Source organism: Pseudomonas sp. KNUC1026 (genome assembly GCF_021650705.1).
GTDB lineage: Bacteria > Pseudomonadota > Gammaproteobacteria > Pseudomonadales > Pseudomonadaceae > Aquipseudomonas.
Genome location: NZ_CP087138.1, coordinates 993125 through 1012641, shown reverse-complemented (window position 1 = coordinate 1012641; position 19517 = coordinate 993125). Strand labels below are relative to the sequence as shown.

At 65.2% G+C, this 19517-nt stretch carries 17 protein-coding genes and 2 pseudogenes; 9 read left to right on the top strand and 10 right to left on the bottom strand.

From position 1 onward, the window contains the following. Window positions 1–153: 153 nt before the first annotated feature. From LN139_RS04430 to LN139_RS04395, 8 genes and pseudogenes are all read left to right on the top strand, one after another. The gene (locus tag LN139_RS04430; RefSeq protein ID WP_236358951.1) at window positions 154–492 is read left to right on the top strand and encodes a low molecular weight protein tyrosine phosphatase family protein; all 339 of its coding nucleotides are present in this window, start codon (window positions 154–156) and stop codon (window positions 490–492) included. 91 nt (window positions 493–583) lie between these two features. Continuing rightward, a complete protein-coding gene (locus LN139_RS04425; RefSeq protein ID WP_236358950.1) occupies window positions 584–1600 on the top strand; it encodes a tetratricopeptide repeat protein in 1017 nt (338 codons plus the stop codon). Between the two features lie 293 nt (window positions 1601–1893). Beyond that, window positions 1894–3993: a TonB-dependent siderophore receptor gene (locus tag LN139_RS04420; RefSeq protein WP_236358949.1), complete on the top strand. Its 2100-nt coding sequence runs from the start codon at window positions 1894–1896 to the stop codon at window positions 3991–3993. 210 nt (window positions 3994–4203) lie between these two features. Continuing rightward, on the top strand, window positions 4204–4839 hold the full coding sequence (locus LN139_RS04415) for a LysE family translocator (protein ID WP_236358948.1): 636 nt from the start codon (window positions 4204–4206) through the stop codon (window positions 4837–4839). A gap of 48 nt (window positions 4840–4887) precedes the next feature. After that, window positions 4888–5358 (top strand): annotated as a pseudogene (locus LN139_RS04410) (LysR family transcriptional regulator); the annotation flags it as partial. Between the two features lie 154 nt (window positions 5359–5512). After that, complete coding sequence (locus LN139_RS04405; RefSeq protein ID WP_236358947.1) at window positions 5513–5803, top strand: LysR substrate-binding domain-containing protein; 291 nt, start codon at window positions 5513–5515, stop codon at window positions 5801–5803. A 176-nt stretch (window positions 5804–5979) separates the two neighbouring features. Next, window positions 5980–7329, top strand: coding sequence for an MFS transporter (locus LN139_RS04400; protein ID WP_236358946.1), 1350 nt, complete (start codon window positions 5980–5982; stop codon window positions 7327–7329). Beyond that, window positions 7326–8318 (top strand): succinylglutamate desuccinylase/aspartoacylase domain-containing protein, encoded by a 993-nt coding sequence (locus LN139_RS04395; protein ID WP_236358945.1) that lies wholly within the window; start codon window positions 7326–7328, stop codon window positions 8316–8318. The genes LN139_RS04400 and LN139_RS04395 overlap by 4 nt, the downstream gene beginning before the upstream one ends. 290 nt (window positions 8319–8608) lie before the next feature. Here the strand turns inward: LN139_RS04395 and LN139_RS04390 are convergent, their stop codons facing one another. Continuing rightward, the gene (locus LN139_RS04390; RefSeq protein ID WP_236358944.1) at window positions 8609–8986 is read right to left on the bottom strand and encodes a c-type cytochrome; all 378 of its coding nucleotides are present in this window, start codon (window positions 8984–8986) and stop codon (window positions 8609–8611) included. Continuing rightward, window positions 8983–9858 (bottom strand): AraC family transcriptional regulator, encoded by an 876-nt coding sequence (locus LN139_RS04385; protein ID WP_236358943.1) that lies wholly within the window; start codon window positions 9856–9858, stop codon window positions 8983–8985. The genes LN139_RS04390 and LN139_RS04385 overlap by 4 nt, the downstream gene beginning before the upstream one ends. 154 nt (window positions 9859–10012) lie before the next feature. Here LN139_RS04385 and LN139_RS04380 point away from each other — a divergent pair, with 154 nt between their 5' ends. Continuing rightward, complete coding sequence (locus LN139_RS04380) at window positions 10013–11116, top strand: NAD(P)-dependent alcohol dehydrogenase (protein ID WP_236358942.1); 1104 nt, start codon at window positions 10013–10015, stop codon at window positions 11114–11116. A 173-nt stretch (window positions 11117–11289) separates the two neighbouring features. On the opposite strand, the pseudogene LN139_RS04375 reads toward LN139_RS04380, so the two are convergent. From LN139_RS04375 to LN139_RS04340, 8 genes and pseudogenes are all read right to left on the bottom strand, one after another. Next, a pseudogene (locus tag LN139_RS04375) lies at window positions 11290–12606 on the bottom strand (dicarboxylate/amino acid:cation symporter). Between the two features lie 265 nt (window positions 12607–12871). Continuing rightward, complete coding sequence (locus LN139_RS04370; RefSeq protein WP_236358941.1) at window positions 12872–14212, bottom strand: ATP-binding protein; 1341 nt, start codon at window positions 14210–14212, stop codon at window positions 12872–12874. Next, complete coding sequence (locus LN139_RS04365) at window positions 14209–14886, bottom strand: response regulator (protein WP_236358940.1); 678 nt, start codon at window positions 14884–14886, stop codon at window positions 14209–14211. Before LN139_RS04365 ends, LN139_RS04370 begins: the two co-directional genes overlap by 4 nt. A 64-nt stretch (window positions 14887–14950) precedes the next feature. After that, the gene (locus LN139_RS04360) at window positions 14951–15550 is read right to left on the bottom strand and encodes a porin family protein (RefSeq protein ID WP_236358939.1); all 600 of its coding nucleotides are present in this window, start codon (window positions 15548–15550) and stop codon (window positions 14951–14953) included. A 126-nt stretch (window positions 15551–15676) separates the two neighbouring features. After that, window positions 15677–16885, bottom strand: coding sequence for an aminotransferase-like domain-containing protein (locus LN139_RS04355; protein ID WP_236358938.1), 1209 nt, complete (start codon window positions 16883–16885; stop codon window positions 15677–15679). A 117-nt stretch (window positions 16886–17002) separates the two neighbouring features. After that, complete coding sequence (gene sodC / locus LN139_RS04350; RefSeq protein WP_236358937.1) at window positions 17003–17530, bottom strand: superoxide dismutase [Cu-Zn] SodC; 528 nt, start codon at window positions 17528–17530, stop codon at window positions 17003–17005. A gap of 204 nt (window positions 17531–17734) precedes the next feature. Beyond that, window positions 17735–18973: a D-mannose isomerase gene (locus LN139_RS04345; RefSeq protein WP_236358936.1), complete on the bottom strand. Its 1239-nt coding sequence runs from the start codon at window positions 18971–18973 to the stop codon at window positions 17735–17737. A 259-nt stretch (window positions 18974–19232) separates the two neighbouring features. Then, window positions 19233–19445, bottom strand: coding sequence for a hypothetical protein (locus LN139_RS04340; RefSeq protein WP_236358935.1), 213 nt, complete (start codon window positions 19443–19445; stop codon window positions 19233–19235). Between the last annotated feature and the right edge of the window lie 72 nt (window positions 19446–19517).

Genomic DNA, 19517 nt, shown 5'->3' with positions numbered 1-19517 from the left:
TAAGCACAGCAAGGCCAAAACCACACAACCACCTGCATTCAAGCCACAACAGCGCTGGAAGTTAATGTACGGTCGCACCGAAAAGCTGAAGAGAGCACGCCAGCTCGGCATCTACTACCCCATTCGCTCCACTCTACAGTTGCCGGATCAACCATGACCAACCTTCTGTTCATCTGCAGCCGTAACCAATGGCGCAGCCCCACCGCAGAAAGTATATGGCGCCGCCGCGCGGGCTTCGCAGCCCGCTCGGCAGGCACCAGCCCGAATGCACGCAAGCCCGTCGGCCCGGCGGATATTCGCTGGGCCGACGTCATATTCGTCATGGAGCGCAAACACCAACAGCGGTTACAAGCGGAATACTCGCACCTGCTCGAACACAAACGCCTACACGTTCTGGATATTCCCGACGACTACCGCTACATGGACCCAGAGTTGATCGCCATCTTGGAAGACACTGTGGCCGCCTTCCTCGATACTCAAAAGTCCCGATGACCTTCCACCCGCCTCTGCCAATGGTAGCTACCAGGAAAAATCCTCAGTACGCTACGCAGCTCTCAAATAGCATGCCTCAGGAAAGCAAATCATGTTCAGTCGTTGGAGCTATGCCTTGGCAGTATGCGTACTGTCGCAGTGGTGCATGGCTGGCACGTTTCATATCGATCCTCGCGGTGAAGCCCTCTACCAACAGGCTGTCCCTTACCTACAACAAGCGAACAGCAAACTCGAGGCAATACCGGCTGATACTCCGACGGCAAGCACAGAGGAGAAAGAGCACGCCATGGCTCTGGCCGAGGAAGCCGGCGCACTGCTCAAGCCCGCGATTGCTCTACTCGAGCAGGCGGTCACCTTTGATCATCCCGTCGCCCAATATCGGCTAGGGCTGATCTACATAATGGTGTATCCAAGTGAAGTCGTGACAGAAAAGGCTTGCCCTCTGTTCGAGCAAAGCCTTGCCCACGGCTTTGCTCCGCCAGCACTTGAGATGTCATCGTGGTGCATTCCTTACACCGATACGCCGGAGTATCAGGCAGCATTGCAGGCCATCGAGACCCGCATGCCGATGTACGAGAAGTACTTTCCGCAGCCCACTGTAAAGTTTGAGTGCAGGCGTGAAGAGGCCCTCGGCCTGGCCATGCAATGGGGCGATAGCCGTGACTACCAGGCGGAAATCTACCGCCTGCAAGGGGACAGCAACCGCGCACGACGCTCGGAATACTATCAAAAGGCTCTGGATATCAATGACTGTTACAGGGTGAAAAACGCATGGGGAATCGCCAATAATCGCTTGAGCATAATGCCTAGACGCTCGATATTTGCTCCATTGCGAACTTCATCCATTCCAACAGGCGCCCAGCAGAACACCCACCATGCCTACCCACCCCGAAATAGCCCAGTGGTTCACCACCTTCCAGATCCCGGAAATCCGCCACCCGTCTGCGGCATAACTCTCTCTACCGAGCCACCGGAACATTGGTTCTTTTACCGCAACAAACTCACCCCCGACAGCCTGAAGCTCCCACCTCGCCGCCCAACTGGAACAATGCCTGGGCATCCATTTCCTGCGCCACGCCGATTTCGGCGCGCGTTTGCTCGAACCTGAAGACCTGGCCCGTAACCCCAAACTCCGCGAATGGCTAGCCCCCTGCGCCGACACTTTCAGGTGGGGCAGCAAAAATGCAGCCGGCCTGACAACCCGCCCGCCTTTATCGATATCCCTCTTCCACACACCTCCGCGCCATTACTCCTACCGGCGGGAACAAGGCAGCTCGCAGGCAGAGCGGTTTGTTGCGTAGCGGGCAAAAGAGTATTTGAGAAACAGATGCAAATGAGATTACGCCTCTGTATCATCCCGGACACTTTTGCCCCCTCCCACTCCCCTGAAGAGCCTTTTCGATGCGTTACGCGTTGACTTCGTTGTGCGTCTTGAACCTTGTTGCACCCTTTGCCCTGGCCGATGAGGCCGCCTCGGTCGACCTGCCTACCCTGAACATTCAGGGCACCGCGCAGAACAGCGAAGGCAGCTACCAGCAGCCACGCAGCGCCAGCGCGACCAAGACCGACACCGACCTGCACGAGGTGCCGCAGTCGGTCTCCGTGGTGCCGGCCAAGGTGCTCGAAGACACCAACGTGACGCGCCTGCAAGACGCCCTCGACTACGGCGGCGGCATCGGCCGGGCCAACAACTTCGGCGGCCAGGGGCTGACCACCTACACCGTGCGCGGCTTCACCACCGGCGAGTTCTACCGCAACGGCTTCCCGGTGAACCGCGGCTACCCCAACGCCCCCGACGCCAACACCATTGACCACATCGACATCCTGCGCGGCCCGGCCGCCACGCTCTACGGCCGCAGCGACCCCGGCGGCACCTTCAACGTGGTGACCAAGCAGCCGCAAGCCGAGCGTAAAACCACCATCGGCGGGCAGATCGACGACCAGGGCATGTACCGCGGCACCCTCGACACCACCGGCGCCCTCGACAGCGGCAACACCCTGCTCTATCGCCTGAACGTGCTGGGCGAAGGCGGCGACTCGTTCCGCGACAACGTCGAGACCGAGCGCTACGACCTGGCACCGGTGATCCAGTGGCAGGCCACCGACGCCACGCGCATCACCTTCGAAGGTGACTACATGCGCAACAACCACCCGCTCGACCGTGGCAACACCCACTACCCGGCGCAAATCGGTATTGGCAGCCGCGACACCTATGTGTGGGAAAAGGGCTCGACCAACCTGCTGCACAACGACAACAACGTCAGCCAGTTGCGCTTCGACCACCAGCTCAACGACAACTGGAGTTTGAGCGGCGGGGTGCAGTGGCTCGACGGCCAGTTGCACGGCAACGCAGTGGAAGCCAACGGCATCGCGGCCAATGGCCGGACGCTGGGGCGCAACTTCAACTGGCGCAAGCTGGAGTGGAACGACCGCGATTACCAGTTGAACCTGTCCGGCACCTTCAACACCGGCAGCATCGAGCACACGCTGCTGGCGGGTGTGGAGTACGAGCAGTACGACTATCGGTCGATCATCATGCGTTCCAGTGGTGCGCTGGGGGCTTACCCGATCGATATCTTCAATCCGGTGCTGGGGCAACCGCGGCCAGCACTCACCCGCACCACCACCCACGACCACGAGCAACTCGACAGCACTTCGGCCTACGTGCAGGACCAGATGCGCCTGACCGAGCGCCTGAAGTTGCTGGTGGGCGCGCGTATCGAGCGTGACGAGCACGATTACGACAACAAGCTGCCGGGCAGCGTGGACTGGAGCAAAAGCGAAACTGCAGTCACCCCGCGCTATGGCCTTGTGTACGACCTGACTCAAACGGTGGCGCTGTACGGCAGCTATTCCGAGTCGTTCAAGCCAAACACCGGTGCCTCTGCACAAGGTGCAGGCTTCGACGCAGAGGAAGGCAAGTCCTACGAGCTGGGCGTGAAGTGGAAGGCGCTGGGCGACCAGTTGACCGTCGACGCGGCCGTGTTCCATACCATCAAGGACAACGTGCTGACCCTGGACCCGGCCAACCCCAACTTTTCCGTGGCGGCCGGCCGTGTGCGCAGCCGTGGTTTCGACCTGAACCTCTCCGGCAACATCACCCCCGAGTGGCGCGTGATCGGCGGTTACTCCTACGTCGACGCCGAAGTGGTGAAGGACAACACCCTGGCCACCGGCACCCGCCTGGCCAACATCCCGCGCAGCAGCTACAACCTGCTCAACGTCTATGAGTTCCACGACGGCCGCCTCAACGGCCTGGGCCTTGGCCTGGGCGTGCGCCACGTAGCCGAACGCGCCGGGCAAACCGCCAACAGCACCTACAGCATGGCTGGCTACACCGTGGCCGACGTGCTGACCTTCTACCAGGTAACGCCGCAACTGCGGGTGAACCTGGAGGTAAAGAACCTGTTCAACGAAGAGTATGAGGAAGGGGCGTTCAACCTGTACGCCTACCCCGGCGCACCGCGCACGGTGCAGACCGGGTTTACCTATAGCTTCTAGGCCAACCACATCGTAGGAGAGCGGCTGCGCCGCGCGACGTGCAGGGCCTGGAGATTGCGAGCATCCCTCACAGATCCCCCGCGTCGCGCGGCGAGCCGCTCTCCTACCGCTACATCACTGTACGGCCTTTTTTGCCATCATCTGTATCTAACCCGCGACACCACAGGCGCCCTAGGATCGATGCCATCCCCGATCGCCCCAGGAGCCCCCATGCCCGATCCTTCCCACCTCCTTGCCTTCGCCCTCATCTCACTGGGCATGGCGCTCACCCCCGGCCCCAACATGATCTACCTGATCTCTCGCTCCATCTGCCAGGGCCGCCGCGCGGGGCTGGTGTCGTTGATCGGCGTGGCGCTGGGCTTCGTCACCTACATGCTCTGCGCAGCACTGGGCATCACGGCATTGCTGATGGCGGTGCCGTTCGCTTACGACGCGCTGCGCCTGGCGGGTGCAGCCTACTTGCTGTACCTGGCCTGGCAAGCACTCAAGCCCGGCGGGCGTGGGGTGTTTCAGGTCAAGCAACTGCCGCCGGACAGCGCCCGCAAGCTCTTCACCATGGGCTTGGTCACCAGCCTGCTGAACCCCAAGATCGCCGTGATGTACCTGTCGCTGCTGCCACAGTTCATCGACCCCACCGGCCACGGCAGCGTGCTGGCGCAGTCGCTGGCCTTGGGCAGCACGCAGATCGTGGTGAGCGTGAGCATCAACGCGCTGATCGCGGTGATGGCCGGCTCAATCGCGGTGTTCCTGGCGCGCAAGCCGCGCTGGCAGGCGGTGCAGCGCGGGCTGATGGGCACGGTGCTGGCGGGGCTGGCGCTGCGCATGGCGGTCGAAAGCCGGCGCTGAGCAGCCTTAGCGTATAGTGGCGCGCACCTCGACCACGCAGGTGCCCCTATGCAACTGGAATGGCTGGAAGACTTCATCGAACTGGCGCGCACCCGTAGCCTGTCGCGCGCCGCCGAAAACCGCTGCGTGACCCACCCGGCGTTCGGCCGGCGCATCCGGGCACTGGAGGACTGGGTGGGCACCGCCCTGATCGAGCGGCGCCAGCCGGTGGCGCTCACCCCGGCCGGTTCGCTGTTCCTGGAGGCGGCGCGGCAGTCCATCGAGCTGCTCACGGCGGCTCGCGCGCAGTTCCAGATTCTCGGCCAGGGGCGTGACGAGCCGCTGCGCATCGCCACCGGCCGCACCCTGGCCAGCGACTTCTTCCCCGACTGGTATGCCAGCCTCACACCGCGCTTCGGCACCTTTCCCGTATCACTGGTTACCGGCGGCTCGCAGGAGGCAATCATGCGCCTGTCAGCGGGCGACGTAGACGTGCTGCTGATCTTCTCAAGCCCCCTCACCCAAGTGCTGATCGACCCCGAACGGGTCGACAGCCTGGCGCTGAGCGATGAAGAGCTGGTGCCCGTGAGCGCCCCCGGCGCAGACGGCCAGCCGCGCTGGTGGCTAGGCCCGGAACAGGCCGGCGGGCCGATCCCAGTGGCTGGCGTTTTCGCCGAGCCTGGCGCTGCGCGGGGTGCTGGCCCGGCACCTGGCGGGGCTGAACTGGCGCCCGGCATTGAAGATGGTCTACCAGGCCGACGCTTACGAGGCGATCCTGGAAATGGCCAAGCGCGGCACCGGGCTTGCCTGGCTGCCACGGCGGGTGGTGGCCCGCGCGCTGGCCAGCGGCGAGCTGTGCATCGCTGGCGACGCATCGCTGCATGCGCAGTTCCAGATCATGCTGCACAAGCTCAAATCCAACCGCCATGAAGCCCTGCAGCGCATCTGGGCAGGTTTGAGCAGCGCACCAACTCAGGGCACCTGAACCCACTGCCGGCGGCTCAGCTCGGCATCCAACCCCGACCTTGAAGGCCCGTGCCGCCCCGGCCCGTTGTTGTGCCGAATCGGCAATTGCCTGGCGCGCCTGCGCTGCGGCACCGTGAGCGGCACAACAGCAACAGGCCGCGCCACCGAGCGCCGGCCAAGCACCGGGAACACGCCATGACCAGCCACACGCTCGATGCGCCCGCCACCGCGCGGCGCAACCCCTGGAAGGAAATCGTCGCCGCCAGCTTCGGCAACGCTCTGGAGTTCTACGACCTGCTGATCTACGGCTACTTCGCCGTGGTCATCGGCCGCCTGTTCTTCCCCGCCGACAACGAAACCACCTCGCTGCTGCTCAGCGTCGGCTCCTTCGGCGTCTCCTTCCTGATGCGCCCGCTGGGCGCCATGGTGCTCGGCGCCTACGCCGACCGCGCAGGGCGCAAGGCCTCGCTGACGATGTCGATCGGCTTGATGATGATCGGCACCGCGATGATCACCTTCGTGCCCAGCTACCAGAGCATCGGCCTGGCGGCGCCGGCGCTGATCCTGGTGGCGCGCATGCTTCAAGGCTTCTCCACCGGCGGCGAATTCGGTGCGGCGACGGCGTTCATGGTCGAGCACAGCGGCAGCGAGCGGCGCGGCTTTTTCGCCAGCTGGCAGCTCTCGACCCAGGGCCTGGCCACGGTGCTGGCTGCCGGCGTGAGCGCACTGCTCAGCGCAACACTGAGCGATGCCCAGCTCAACGACTGGGGCTGGCGCGTGGCCTTCGGCCTGGGCCTGTTGATCGGCCCGGTGGGGCTCTACATCCGCGCGCAGATCGACGAAACCCCGGAGTTCCGCGCCGAGGCTGCCCAAGGGCGCACCGAACGCACACCTCTGCGCGAAGTACTGGTGCAGGCCCCGGGTCGCTTGCTGTTGGCCATCGGTGTGGTTGCCGGCGCCACGGCGTTCAACTACGTGCACAAGCTGTACATGCCCACCTACGCCATCAAGCAGTTGCAGATTCCAGCCACCTCCTCGTTTCTCGGCGCGCTGGTCACGGGGCTGTCGCTGATGGTGCTGGCGCCGGTGTTCGGCAGCCTGTCCGACCGCTATGGGCGCTTTCGTGTGCTGACCCTGGCGATGCTGGCGATCGGGCTCTCTTCGTGGCCGCTGTTTCTGTGGCTCAACCAGAGCCCCACGGTGACCACCCTGCTGATGGTGCAGGCACTGGTGGGCATGCTGATCGCTGCAAGCCTGGGGCCGATCCCGGCAATGCTCTCGGACGTGTTCCCCACCCGCGTGCGCGGCACCGGGCTGGCGCTGAGTTACAACTTTTCGGTCACGCTGTTCGGCGGTTTCGCTCCGCTGATCGTGACCTGGCTGATCGACGCCACCGGCAACCGCATGGCCCCCAGCGGCTACGTGATCGCCACCGCGTGCATCAGCCTGGCAGCCGTGTTGCTGCTGGGCCGGCGCATGCGCCATGCCGCCCCTGAACCTTTTTGCCATGCCTTTCATTGGCCACCTGCCGGAGACCTTCCATGAGCGCATCATCCCACCCTCGACACCGCCTCGCCCCTTACCCGGTGCAGGTCGCCTTCCCTGACATCAGCCGTTGGCGGCGAGGCACCGATGGCGTGGAATACCTGCACCGTTTCGACAGCGGCGAGCCGGGCCCGCACGTAATGATCAGCGCGCTGGTGCACGGCAACGAAGTCAGCGGCGCGCTGGTGCTCGACACCCTGCTCAGCGCAGGGCTGCGCCCACGCCGTGGGCAACTAAGCCTGGTGTTCGTCAACGTGCAGGCCTATGCCGCCTTCGACCCCGATGACGCCGACGCCACGCGCTTTCTCGACGAAGACCTCAACCGGGTGTGGCTCGACCCGCGCCTGGACGGCGCCGAGCACAGCCGCGAACTGGCCCGTGCCCGCGAGCTGCGCCCCTGGGTGCGCCAGGCCGACCTGCTGCTGGATATCCACTCCATGCACGAAGCCAGTGCCCCGCTGATGATGTGCGGGCCCACCGCCAAGGGCCGCGCACTGGCCGCCCGCCTGGGCACGCCGGCAACGGTGATCGTCGACGCCGGCCACGCCAACGGCCGGCGCTTGCGCGACTACGGCGATTTCGCTGATGAAGCCAGCCCGCGCAATGCCCTGCTGGTGGAAACCGGCCAGCACTTCGCCGCGCACAGCCAGGCGGTAGCGATGGATACGGTGCTGCGTTTTCTGCTGATGGCCGGCAGTGTCGACGAGCAGGACGTTGCGCAGTGGGCTCAGCTGCCGCTGCCGGCGGCGCAGCGTTTTCTGGAGGTCACCCAGGCGGTGGTGGCACGCACCGAGGACTTCCGCTTCGTCGAAGACTTCAAAGGGCTGGAGACCATCGAAACAGCCGGTACCGTCATCGCCTACGACGGCGGCGAGCCCGTCACCACGCCACACGACCACTGCGTGCTCATTCAGCCTTCGCTGCGCCAGCTGGCGCCGGGGGTGACGGTGGTGCGGCTGGCACGGGAGATCGCGCCGGGCAGCCTGTGACGCCAAGTGCCGTTATCCCTGTTCGCTTCTGTATTTCCTGAACAGCCTGCGGGCGGCCATCCAACTGACGATGGCCCCGCGATCAACGTGCCCACGCCCATGGCTTGAGCGGTCATCTCGCCGACCACATAAGGGCTGATGTAAGGCGACATCATCAGAATCAGCAGGCTGAGAAAATTGGCGAGGCCTAAAAAAGCCAGCACCAGGCCAAACAAGGCGCACAGGGCAATCCCCAGAACTCTCATTGCGTTCGACACCCTATTGCTCGATCGAATGGAAAAACAGGCACATCACTGTGCCTTGAGGTACGCCAGGATATCGGCCACCTTCTGCTCATCGGTAAGCCCCCAGAAGTACATCTTGGTACCCGGCACCATTTTGTCGGGGGCGGCCAGATAGGCTTTGAGCCGTGCTTCGTCCCAGACGAAGCCGGCGGCCTTCATCTGCGGCGAATAGCTGTAGTCAGGCAAGGCGCCGACCTGCCGGCCGATGATGCCGTTGAGCTGCGGCCCGAAGCTGTTGCGCGCATCCGGGCCTGCCTTGTGGCAACCGCCGCAGGTGCGGGTGAACAGCTTCTCGCCGTTCTCGGCATTGCCGGGGCCAGCACCGCTGCCACCCTGGCCGCAGCCAGCGAGCAACAGCAGACAGAGAATCAGGGCACGCTTCACGGCATCTCCAGCGATGAGGTGGACGGGTTGTGGCCGAAGCAGCGTTTGTACTCGCGGCTGAATTGCGAGGCGCTCTGGTAGCCCACTCGCAGCGCGACCTGTGCCACACCCTCCCCGGCCATCAGGTATTGCTGGGCCTTGATCAGGCGCAGGCGTTTCCAGTACTGCAACGGCGTCACGCCGGCGTGGCGTTTGAACTGCGCATGGAAGGCCGACACGCTCAAGTGCGCCTGGCGTGCCAGGCTTTCGACGTTCAGCGGTTGGGCAAAGTGCCGGTGCAGGTGGTTCATAGGCCCCGCCAGCCGGGCGAACGGCCCGCGCTGTTCGACCAGCGCCCGCAGCGCGCCACCTTGCGGCCCGCGCAAGGCGGCGAAGATCACCTCGCGCAAGCGTGCCTGGCCGAGCGCCTCGCGCTCATCCGGATGATGCAGGCAGCGCAGCAGCCGCTCGACCGCCTCGCGCATCGGCGCATCCAGCGGGGCGCTGGCCATGCTCTGCGGCGTTTGCCGTTCGTTCGGGCCATTGGCATCCGGGCCCAGCGCCTGCACCAGTTCCGAGAGCAGAGCCAGGTCTACGGAGATGGCTACGCCGAGCAAGGGCCGCTCGGCCGTGGCGAAGGTTTCGTATTCGAACGGCACCGGCAATGCCTGCACCAGGTAGTGCCCGGCGCTGTATTCCAGGGTGCGCTCGCCCAGGTAGGCAAGCTTGCTGCCCTGGGCGATCACCATCAGGCTGGGGTCGTAGATCTGCGGCGAACGGGAGACCGTCTGCTGGGCCACCACCACCTGCACTTCGGCCATGGCAGTGGGCAAAAAACCGTTGCGCAGCGCCAGCGGGCGCAGCAGTTGGATCAGGGTATCTTCGGCGGGCATGGGCAGGGCAAGGCAAACACATAAGGCGCGCATGATCGCAAAAAATACCGCCGCCGTGGAGTTTTCAGCATGCCGGGTGCAGTTTTCGCCATCGCCGCCAGCGGCCTGCAGCGCCACACTGCGCGCCCTGTTCAGCTTGCCTCTGGAGTTATCGATGCGCCCTACCCACGGCTATGCCGCCCTCTCCCCCACCAGCGCCCTGGTGCCGTTCAGTTTCGAGCGCCGTGCCTTGCGCGCCGATGATGTGGCCATCGACATCCTCCACTGCGGGGTGTGCCACTCCGACATCCACCAGGCCCGTAACGAATGGGGCATCGCCAACTACCCGCTGGTGCCGGGCCACGAGATCGTCGGCCGGGTCGCTGCGGTGGGCAGCCAGGTCACCGGATTCAAGGTCGGCGACGCCGTGGGCGTGGGCTGCATGGTCGACGCCTGCCGCCAGTGCCCGGCGTGCGCGGCCGATCAGCAGCAGTACTGCGACGAAGGCCCGACCATGACCTACACCAGCTACGACCGCCACGACGGCACCCTCACCCAGGGCGGCTACAGCGACCACATCGTGGTCAGCGACGCCTTCGTGGTGAAGATGCCCGACGGCCTGGACCTGGCCGCCGCCGCGCCGCTGCTGTGCGCCGGCATCACCACCTGGTCACCACTGCGCCGCCACGGCGTGGGCGCCGGGCACAAGGTCGGCGTGCTGGGCATGGGCGGCCTGGGCCACATGGGCATCAAGTTCGCCAAGGCGCTCGGCGCTGAAGTCACGGTGTTCACCCGCTCGGCCAGCAAGGTCGACGAAGCCCTGCGCCTGGGCGCCGACGCGGTGGTGCTGTCCGGCGAACCGGAGCAGATGGCCGCCGTGGCCGGGCACTTCGACTTTCTGCTCGACACCATCCCGGTGCAGCACGACCTCAACCCCTACCTGGAAACCCTGCGCTTCGGCGGCACCCACATTCTGGTGGGGCTGATCGAACCGATCGAACCGGCCATCCACGCCGCCAACCTGATCGGCAAACGCCGCGCGGTGGTCGGCTCGTTGATCGGCGGCATCGGTGAAACCCAGGAGATGCTCGACTACTGCGCAGAGCACGGGATCGTGTGTGACATCGAGACCCTGGCGCTCAAGGACATCAACGAAGCGTTCGAGCGCACGCTCAAGGGTGATGTGCGGTATCGGTTCGTGATCGATATGCAGGCTCGAGGCCTGCGCTTCGACCGTTGCACGGCGCATCGCCCGGCAAGCCGGCCTCCCACCCGGTGATCTGCGCTGCTGAGCTTTCTGGTGGGAGGCCGCCCTGCCACCGGGTGATCTGCGCTGCTGAGCTTTCTGGTGGGAGGGCGGCTCGCCGCGCGACGCAGCCCCTCAAGGCCAAAAAGCACCCATAAAAAAACCGGCGCCATCACTGGCGCCGGTTTCTTCTCAAGCCCAACCGATCAGCGGGTTTCAGCCACTTTCAGGTCGTCCTGCGGAAGGCTCAGTTCCAGCGGCGCGCCGCCGGAATCCAGTTCGTTTTGAGTTTGGCTTCGTCCAGCTCGCCGACCCACTTGGCAACCACCAGGGTAGCGACAGCATTGCCGACCAGGTTGGTCAGGGCGCGGGCTTCGGACATGAAGCGGTCGATGCCCAGGATCAGCGCCATGCCGGCAACCGGCAGGTGGCCGACGGCCGACAGGGTAGCGGCCAGCACGATGAAGCCGCTGCCGGTCACGCCTGCAGCACCCTTGGACGACAGCAGCAGCACGGCCAGCAGGGTCAGTTGGTGCCAGATGTCCATGTGCGCGTTGGTCGCCTGGGCGATGAACACGGCAGCCATGGTCAGGTAGATCGAGGTGCCGTCCAGGTTGAACGAGTAACCGGTAGGGATCACCAGGCCGACCACCGACTTGTTGGCGCCTGCGCGCTCCATCTTGGCCAGCAGGCGTGGCAGGGCCGATTCCGACGAGGAGGTGCCCAGTACGATCAGCAGCTCTTCACGGCATGTAGCGCACCACTTTCAGCACGCTGAAGCCGTGTGCGCGGCAGATGGCGCCCAGCACCAGCACCACGAACAGCACGCAGGTGACGTAGAAGCAGATCATCAGCTGGCCCAGCTGCACCAGCGAGCCGACGCCGTAGGCACCGATGGTGAACGCCATCGCACCCAGCGCGCCCAGCGGAGCGAGCTTCATGATCATGTTGATGATGTTGAACATGGCATGAGCGAAGCGATCGATCAGGTCCAGCAGCGGCTTGCCGTAGGCACCCAGGCGGTGCAGGGCGAAACCGAACAGCACCGAGAACATCAGCACTTGCAGCACGTCGCCTTTGGCGAAGGCGCTGTAGATGGTGTCGGGGATGATGCCGAGGATGAAGCCGATCACGCTCTGATCGTTACCTTGCGCCACATAGCTGGCGATCTTGGAAGCGTCGAGGGTGGCGGGATCGATGTTCATGCCAGCGCCTGGCTGAACCAGGTTGACCACGACCAGGCCGATGATCAGCGACAGCGTGGAAACCACTTCGAAGTACAGCAGTGCGTAACCGCCGGTCTTGCCGACCGATTTCATGTTCTGCATGCCGGCGATGCCGCTGACGACGGTACAGAAGATGATGGGAGCGATGACCATCTTGATCAGCTTGATGAAGCCATCGCCCAGCGGCTTGAGGGCTTTACCGGCATCAGGATAGTAGTGGCCGATCAGGACACCGATGATGATCGCGATGATCACCTGGAAATACAGCGATTTATACAGAGGCTGACGAGTCGTCATAGCAGTTTCCTCTAGCGCATCGTCTGACAATCCATTGCCAAACGCTCACGACACCTTGGATTTGTAGTTGTTTGGGGGCCGGCCACGCGGCGGGCTGCTCAATGCATTGCAAAGGGCGTGCCAGTTCGCCCGAAACGGCCTGCGGCCAGCATGGCCGGGTGTTTCGAGCATTGCATGGAGCACAGGAGTCAAGCAGAGGTGGCGAGATTCCGCCATGCAGTGTTTCCACTGGCTGCACGATGGCGGATTTTCGCCAGTGGCGGCATCACGCCAGGCGCAGGCGGATGTGGAAGGCAGCCCCGCCCAGTGGCGAGTCGTCCAGCACCAGTTGGGCGTCGTAGCTGTCGATGATGTCCTTGACCACCGCAAGGCCGATGCCCTGGCCTGGGTGCTGGGTGTCGAGGCGCTCGCCACGGCGCAGGATGCGCTCGCGCTGGGTAGCGGGCACGCCGGGGCCGTCGTCTTCCACGCTGAGCACCCGCCAGCCGGGCTCATCATGCAGGCTCAGGCGGACCTGGCCCACGCACAGGCGGTAGGCGTTCTCCAGCAGGTTGCCCAGCAGCTCCAGCAAGGCGCCCTCCTCCATCGGCACCCAATCCGGGTCGGCCAGCTCCATGCTGACCGCCACCGGTTTGTCGCGGTACACCTTGGTCAGCGTCGCACACAGGCTTTCCAGCAACGGCCGCAGTGGCGCCCTGTGCTGCACAAGGCCGCTCTTGCGCAGGCTGGCGCGCTGCAGCTGGTAGCCGATCTGCTGGCTCATGCGCTCGATCTGCTGTTGCAGAATCAGCGCCTGCTCCAGCTCGTGCTGGGCGAGGTTCTCGCTCACCCCCTGCAACACCGCCAGCGGCGTCTTCAGGCTGTGCGCCAGGTCGCCCAGGGAATCCCGATAACGCCCGCGCTGCTCGCGCTCGCTGCGCAGCAAACGGTTGAGCGAGCGAGTCAGGCGCAGCAACTCACGCGGGTGGTCGTCCGACAGCCCTTCTCGGCGCCCGGCTTCGACTTCATCCAGCTCCAGGCTCATGCGCCGCAGCGAACGCAAGGCCCAGGTCAGGCCGCCCCACAGCAGCAGCAACAGCACCAGCAACGCCGCGCCAAAGCCCAGGTAAAAGTGCTCGCGCAGGCTGCGCAGGGTGTTCTGGTAGTCGTCCACCGATTGCAACGCGACGAAGCTGTAGGCCGCGCTCTGCCCGCCGAGCAATTGCACCTCGACGTCGTAGATCCAGTATTCGCGGCCATCGTCGCCACGCGCGCGGGAGAACACGTTGCCCTGGCCGTCGTAGCGCGGGGTGTATTCGACATGCTGTTCGGTGGCCGCGCGCGAGCGCCACACCAGCTTGCCGTGGCGGTCGTAGACGTAGCCGAGCAAGCGCCCGTCGGGCAGGTTGAAGCGCTCGTCGGGCAACAGGGCCGGCATGCGCAACTGGCCACTTTCCATCCGCGCCGAGGAAATCAGGGTGGTGACATCCGAAGCCAGGCGCTGCTCGATGGCCTCGCGCAACGCCAGGCTCACCGCACTTTGCAGCGCCGGCAACAGGCCCACCATGAACAGCACCGCCAACAGCGCTGCGGCCAGCATCAGGCGCAGGCGCAGCGAACGCATCATCGGCAGCGCTCGGTGAACAGGTAGCCCAGGCCACGCACGGTGTCGATCGGGCGAAAGCCCGGCTCGGCCTCAAGCTTGCGGCGGATGCGCCCCACCAGCACTTCGATCACGTTGGGGTCACGTTCTTCATCGCCGGGGTAGAGCTGCTCCATCAGCCGCTCCTTGGCAACCACCTGCTGGTGGTGGCGCATCAGGTATTCGAGGATGCGGTATTCGAAGGCGGTCAGGCCCAAGGGCTGCTCGTGAAGGCTGGCCTGCTTGCGGCCCAGGTCCAATTGCAGGGGGCCTGCGGTGATGCTGGCCTGGGTGAAGCCGCTGGAGCGGCGCAGCAGCGCGTGCAGGCGCGCTTCGAGCTCTTCGTATTGAAAGGGTTTGACCACGTAGTCGTCGGCGCCGGCGGCCAGGCCTTCGACTTTGTCCTGCCAGTTGCCGCGAGCGGTGAGGATCAGGATCGGAAAGCTTTTGCCCATCGAGCGCAATTGGCGGATCAGGTCCAGCCCGCCCATGCCGGGCAGGCCCAGGTCGACCACTGCCAGGTCGTGGTTGAACTGCTCGGCCTGGTACAACGCCTCTTCGGCGTTGGCCACCGCTTCCACCACATGGCCGCTCTCGGCCAGGCGCGTGCGCAGGTGATGGCGCAGCAGGGCTTCGTCTTCAACCACCAGAATCTTCATGCATTCCCCTTGTGCGAACGGCCACGCACCGAGGCGAGCGACCTCGGTGCGTGGCGGGCGTGGATCAGAATTGGTAGTTGGCCGACAGGTACGGCTGCGCCGAGCTGTCCATGCGGGCCGAGCCGAGCTTGTCGCCGCCCTGGTCGAAGTCGACCTTGGCGTTGGTGCGCAGGTAGCGGTAGCCCGCTTCGACCGACACATTCTGAGACACCTGCTGAAGGATACCGGCCTGGGCGCCGACCGCATAGCCAACCCCGCTGTCATGGTCGAAGCCGGCAGATTTCTGCGTCAGTTCGGTCACGCCCAGGGTGCCGCCGCCAAACAGCTTGGTGCCGTTGGCCACCGGGTAGAACACGTCATAGCTGCCGAGCAGGTTCTGCTGGCGCAGCTTCAGGCCTTGATGGTCGCCAGCGTTGTATTCGTAGGTGGCGTAGTAGCGGCCTTGCTCGTTCTGCTGGCCGGCGCGCAGGCCCCAGGTGTTTTCGTGCTTGATCACGCCGTTGGTGTCGGGGTTGCCGAGGTTGGCATCCAGCGCGTTGGACTTGTCCAGCTGGTCACTCGTCTGGCCGTAGGTGATGCCGGCGAAGTTGCTGGTGTCGGCGTGGGCCAGGGTGGACGCACCGAAGAACGCGGTGGCGATCAGCAGGCTTTGCAGGGCTTTCATTTGGCGCTCCTTGTCGGGCAGTGCCCGTGGTTGGGATGGGCTCAGGTTATGAGCCTGGCGCTGAACGCTCCCTGAACCTTCCCTGAACCTGCGCTGAACCGCCTGCCGATCACGCCGAAACCACTGTTACAGAGCCTCGAAGGCTCGTTGCAGGCGCGCCAGGCCGTCGTCGATGGCTGCCAGATCCGGCGCGGCGAACGAGAGGCGCAGGGCCTGCGGGTCAGGCTCATCCCCGAAGAACGCCTGGCCGGGCACGAACAGCACGTTCTGCGCGACCGCCTGGGTGAACAGCGCGCTGGCCTGTACCCCACCGCTGCACCGTCCCCAGATGAACATGCCGCCCTGTGGCGCAGTCATCTCGAACTGCCTGCCCAGCCGGGCCAGCCCCGCCAGCATACGTTCAGCCTTGGCCCGATAACCCGCCACCAGCAGCGGCAGGTGCCGCTCCAGGCTGCCGGCGGCCAGGTACTCGGCGGCGATGCGCTGGGCCCAGGGCGAGGTGCATAGGTCGACCGTTTGCTTGGCGATGGTGCAGCGCTGGCGTACCGGCACAGGCGCGACCATCCAGCCCACGCGCAGGCCCGGCGCGACGATCTTGGACAGGCTCGACAGATGCACCACTCGCCCGGCGGCGCCCGGTACCTGGTGTTGCAGTGCTAGCAGCGAGGGCACAGGATCGCCGGCGAAACGCAGGGCGCCGTACGGGTCGTCCTCGATGATCAGAAAGTCGTGCTCGGCAGCCAATGCCAGCAGCTCGAGCCGCCGCGTCATTGGCAGGCAGGCACCCGTAGGGTTGGCGAAATTCGGTACGCAGTACAGCAAGCGAAAGCGCCCTGGCCGCTCGCCAGCCAGCTGCTCGCGCAACGCGTCAGTGGCAAGGCCTTCGCCATCGGTGGCCACCCCTACCGGCTGCACACCGGCCAGGCGCAAGGCTTGCAGGGTCGCCGGATACGTCGGCCGCTCCACCAGCACCCGGTCGCCGGGGCTGAGCAGCACCTTGATCAGCAGGTCCAGCCCTTGCTGGGAGCCGGTAGTTACCATCAGCTCATCCAGCGCCACCTCGGCGCCGCGCCGCTGCATCAGGGCCTGCAACTGCTCGCGCAGCATCGGCAGGCCTTCGGTGGCGGCGTATTGCAGGCAGTCCACCGGCGCTTCGCGCAGCGCCCGTTCGCTGGCCTCGGCCAGGCCCTGCCGGTCGAACAAGGCCGGTGGCGGGTAGCCGCCAGCGAAGGAAATCATCCCCGGTTGCGAGAGGTATTTGAACAGTTCGCGAATGGCGGAGCCGGTGGGCGCCTCGAAGGCGGGGGCGAAGCGGTAGGTGGGCAATTCGGCCATGGAGGCGGGCTCGTTGGGCAGCTCAATGAATACCGGAGTATCCGAGCCGGCCGCGGCGTGCCACAAGCGAGCATTACTCCCGACGTCATGCCACTGCGGCATGACGTCGGGCGCAGGTTACTGAATCACACCGCAGGCAAAGCGCGCCCCGCCACCGCCGAGCGCAGCCGGGTGGTCGGAATGGTTGTCGCCGCCCACGTGCACCATCAGCGCGTGGCCTTTGAGATCGGCCAGGTGCTTGATCTTCGGCGCCAGCACCGGCTGCTCGGCCTTGCCGTCAGCGGTGAAGATCAACGCCGGCAGGTCGCCGCGGTGGCCGCCGTCATCCCAGGGGAAGCTGTGCTTGCCGGTGTTGTCCGGGTCCCAGTGGCCGCCCGCGCCACCGGCGGGGACTGGTTTGCCATCGGCCTGGGTGGGTGCGCAGCTGCCGTTGGCGTGTACGTGGAAGCCGTGCACACCGGGCGCAACGCCCGCCAACGACGGGGTAAAGACCACGCCGTACGGGCTTTCGGAGAGGGTCACGCTGCCGATGCTCTTGCCCTCGCCTTGGGCGGTGGCTTCCTTGAGTTCGACTTTCACCGTGTCGGCAGCATGGGCTACACCGCTGGCGGCCAGCGCGAGCGAGAGGGCGATCCATGTTTTCATTGTGTTCAACCTTGTTATGAATGAGAGCTCAGGCAGCTTAGGCTCTGTACGAAATGCATCCCAGCTCGCCCATGCTGCGTTGAAAACAGGCTCGGAATGCTCATTTACAACCAGTAAACTCCGCTTCCTCGCCTGTTTTCGCCTTGCCTGGCCTTCGCTGGAATACATTTCATACAGAGCTTAGTCCATGAAAGGATTGCTGCCTTACCGGCAACACCACTGCGCCAGCGTCCAGCCCAACGGCATGCGCGGAATGAGCGTGGCCTGGTAGGCGTGGTAGAGGTCAGGCTTGCCCGGCCACAGACGCCCGGCGGGCTGGTTGTTCGGCGCCAGCTCGTGGTGCCAGCTGCCACGCTCGCGGTCGATCAGGTGCTGGTCGATGAAGTCCCAGAAGGTGCGGTACCAGCGCTCGTACTCGGCCTTGCCAGTTCGCTGCAACAGGCTCGCCGCCGCCGCGCAGGCCTCGGCCACCACCCAGTGCAGGCGCTCGCGCACCACCGGCTGGCCGGTGCTGCTGACGGTGTAGACGATCCCCGGCAGCCCATCGACCGCCCAGCCGCAGCTCAGCGCGTGGTCGAACAGTGCGGCGGCATCCTCGGCCAGCCACGTCGGGGCGCTCATGCCACGGCGCTGGCGGGCGCCTTCGAGCTCCAGCAGCAGGCGTGCCCATTCGAAGGCGTGGCCTGGGGTCAGGCCATACGGGCGGAACGGGTGCTCGGGCTGGTCACGGTTGTAAACGGGCAGTGCTTGCCAGTTGAGGTCGAAGTGCTCGATCACGCCCTGCGCCGCGTGGCCGTGCACCAGGCGCTGGGCGATGGCCAGGGCGCGGTCGAGCCAGCGTGGGTCGTTGAGGGCACCGGCCAGGGCCAGGCAGGCTTCGACGCCGTGCATGTTGCTGTTGGCGCCGCGGTACGGCTCCTGTTCGCTCCAGTCATGGCTGAAGGCTTCGCGGAAAGCTTGCTCGTCGGCGGACCAGAAATGCGTTTCGAACACCTGCGCGGCGGCAGTGAGCAACTCGGTGGCATCGAGGCGCTCGGCCACCGCTGCGGAGCTGGCGGCCAGGCAGACGAAGGCATGCACATAGCATTGCTTGGCGTAGCCCACGTCTTCGCGCCGCGCATTGGCGAACCAGCCTCCGTGCTGCTCGTCACGCAGGGCGCCAGCCAAGGCGGCAACGCCGTGGTCGACCAGCTCGCCGAAGCCAGGCAGCCCTTGCAGGTGGGCCAGTGCGAAGCAGTGGGTCATGCGGGCGGTGAAGGTGGTGTCCGGGCCTGTATCAGCGCTGAGCCGGCCGTGCTCGTCGAGCGAGCCGAAGCCGCCTGCCATGCGGGCGGCGCGGGCGAAGGCCAGCAGGCGGTTGCCTTCTTCTTCGAGCCAGCGGTGGTGGGCGGGCTTGAGCAGCCAACTGCGGGTGGGCAGGTGCTGTAGATGGGCCAAGGGCATGGTGGCTTCCTTGTTGTTGTGATGGCCGCACCTTAGCCGCTGGGGGTGGGCATCGCCAACTGAAACGTTTTTCTGGGCAGGAAAAGGGCGCAGTTCACCAGGTGGGAGGGCGGCTTGCCGCGCGACATGCAGACTCGAAGCTATCGCGGCGCCAGCCGCCCGTTACACGGCGTCCGTTACACGGCGTCCGTTACACGGCGTCCGTTACACGGCATCCGGGAAGCCGGCCTCCCGCTGGCAAGCCAACGCCTCAATGAAATCAGGGCTTGCTATAGGGCGGGTATTCGCTGCCGGGCGCTCGGCGGTCTGCCTGCGGGTCGGGCTTGCCCTTGGGGACCTCGGCGGGGCCTTCGGGGTCGGTCTGAGGGTCTTCGAGATCGGGCGAATCCGGATCATGCGCAGGTGTGCGCTCATCGGGCGCATCACCCGGCAGGTCATTGCGCGAATGCGGTTGTTCGGGATGTTGGGGCATGGTCGTTCTCCTGATCGAAAGGGGTACAAAGAATCTGGCACTGCGTGCATCCACGGCGTTCGGCCTGGCCGA

Coding starts and splice junctions, on each gene's coding strand:
- LN139_RS04430 (WP_236358951.1), top strand. CDS start 154: ATGACCAACCTTCTGTTCATCTGCAGCCGTAACCAATGGCGCAGCCCC.
- LN139_RS04425 (WP_236358950.1), top strand. CDS start 584: ATGTTCAGTCGTTGGAGCTATGCCTTGGCAGTATGCGTACTGTCGCAG.
- LN139_RS04420 (WP_236358949.1), top strand. CDS start 1,894: ATGCGTTACGCGTTGACTTCGTTGTGCGTCTTGAACCTTGTTGCACCC.
- LN139_RS04415 (WP_236358948.1), top strand. CDS start 4,204: ATGCCCGATCCTTCCCACCTCCTTGCCTTCGCCCTCATCTCACTGGGC.
- LN139_RS04400 (WP_236358946.1), top strand. CDS start 5,980: ATGACCAGCCACACGCTCGATGCGCCCGCCACCGCGCGGCGCAACCCC.
- LN139_RS04395 (WP_236358945.1), top strand. CDS start 7,326: ATGAGCGCATCATCCCACCCTCGACACCGCCTCGCCCCTTACCCGGTG.
- LN139_RS04385 (WP_236358943.1), bottom strand. CDS start 9,858: ATGCCCGCCGAAGATACCCTGATCCAACTGCTGCGCCCGCTGGCGCTG.
- LN139_RS04380 (WP_236358942.1), top strand. CDS start 10,013: ATGCGCCCTACCCACGGCTATGCCGCCCTCTCCCCCACCAGCGCCCTG.
- LN139_RS04370 (WP_236358941.1), bottom strand. CDS start 14,212: ATGATGCGTTCGCTGCGCCTGCGCCTGATGCTGGCCGCAGCGCTGTTG.
- LN139_RS04365 (WP_236358940.1), bottom strand. CDS start 14,886: ATGAAGATTCTGGTGGTTGAAGACGAAGCCCTGCTGCGCCATCACCTG.
- LN139_RS04360 (WP_236358939.1), bottom strand. CDS start 15,550: ATGAAAGCCCTGCAAAGCCTGCTGATCGCCACCGCGTTCTTCGGTGCG.
- LN139_RS04355 (WP_236358938.1), bottom strand. CDS start 16,885: ATGGCCGAATTGCCCACCTACCGCTTCGCCCCCGCCTTCGAGGCGCCC.
- sodC (WP_236358937.1), bottom strand. CDS start 17,530: ATGAAAACATGGATCGCCCTCTCGCTCGCGCTGGCCGCCAGCGGTGTA.
- LN139_RS04345 (WP_236358936.1), bottom strand. CDS start 18,973: ATGCCCTTGGCCCATCTACAGCACCTGCCCACCCGCAGTTGGCTGCTC.
- LN139_RS04340 (WP_236358935.1), bottom strand. CDS start 19,445: ATGCCCCAACATCCCGAACAACCGCATTCGCGCAATGACCTGCCGGGT.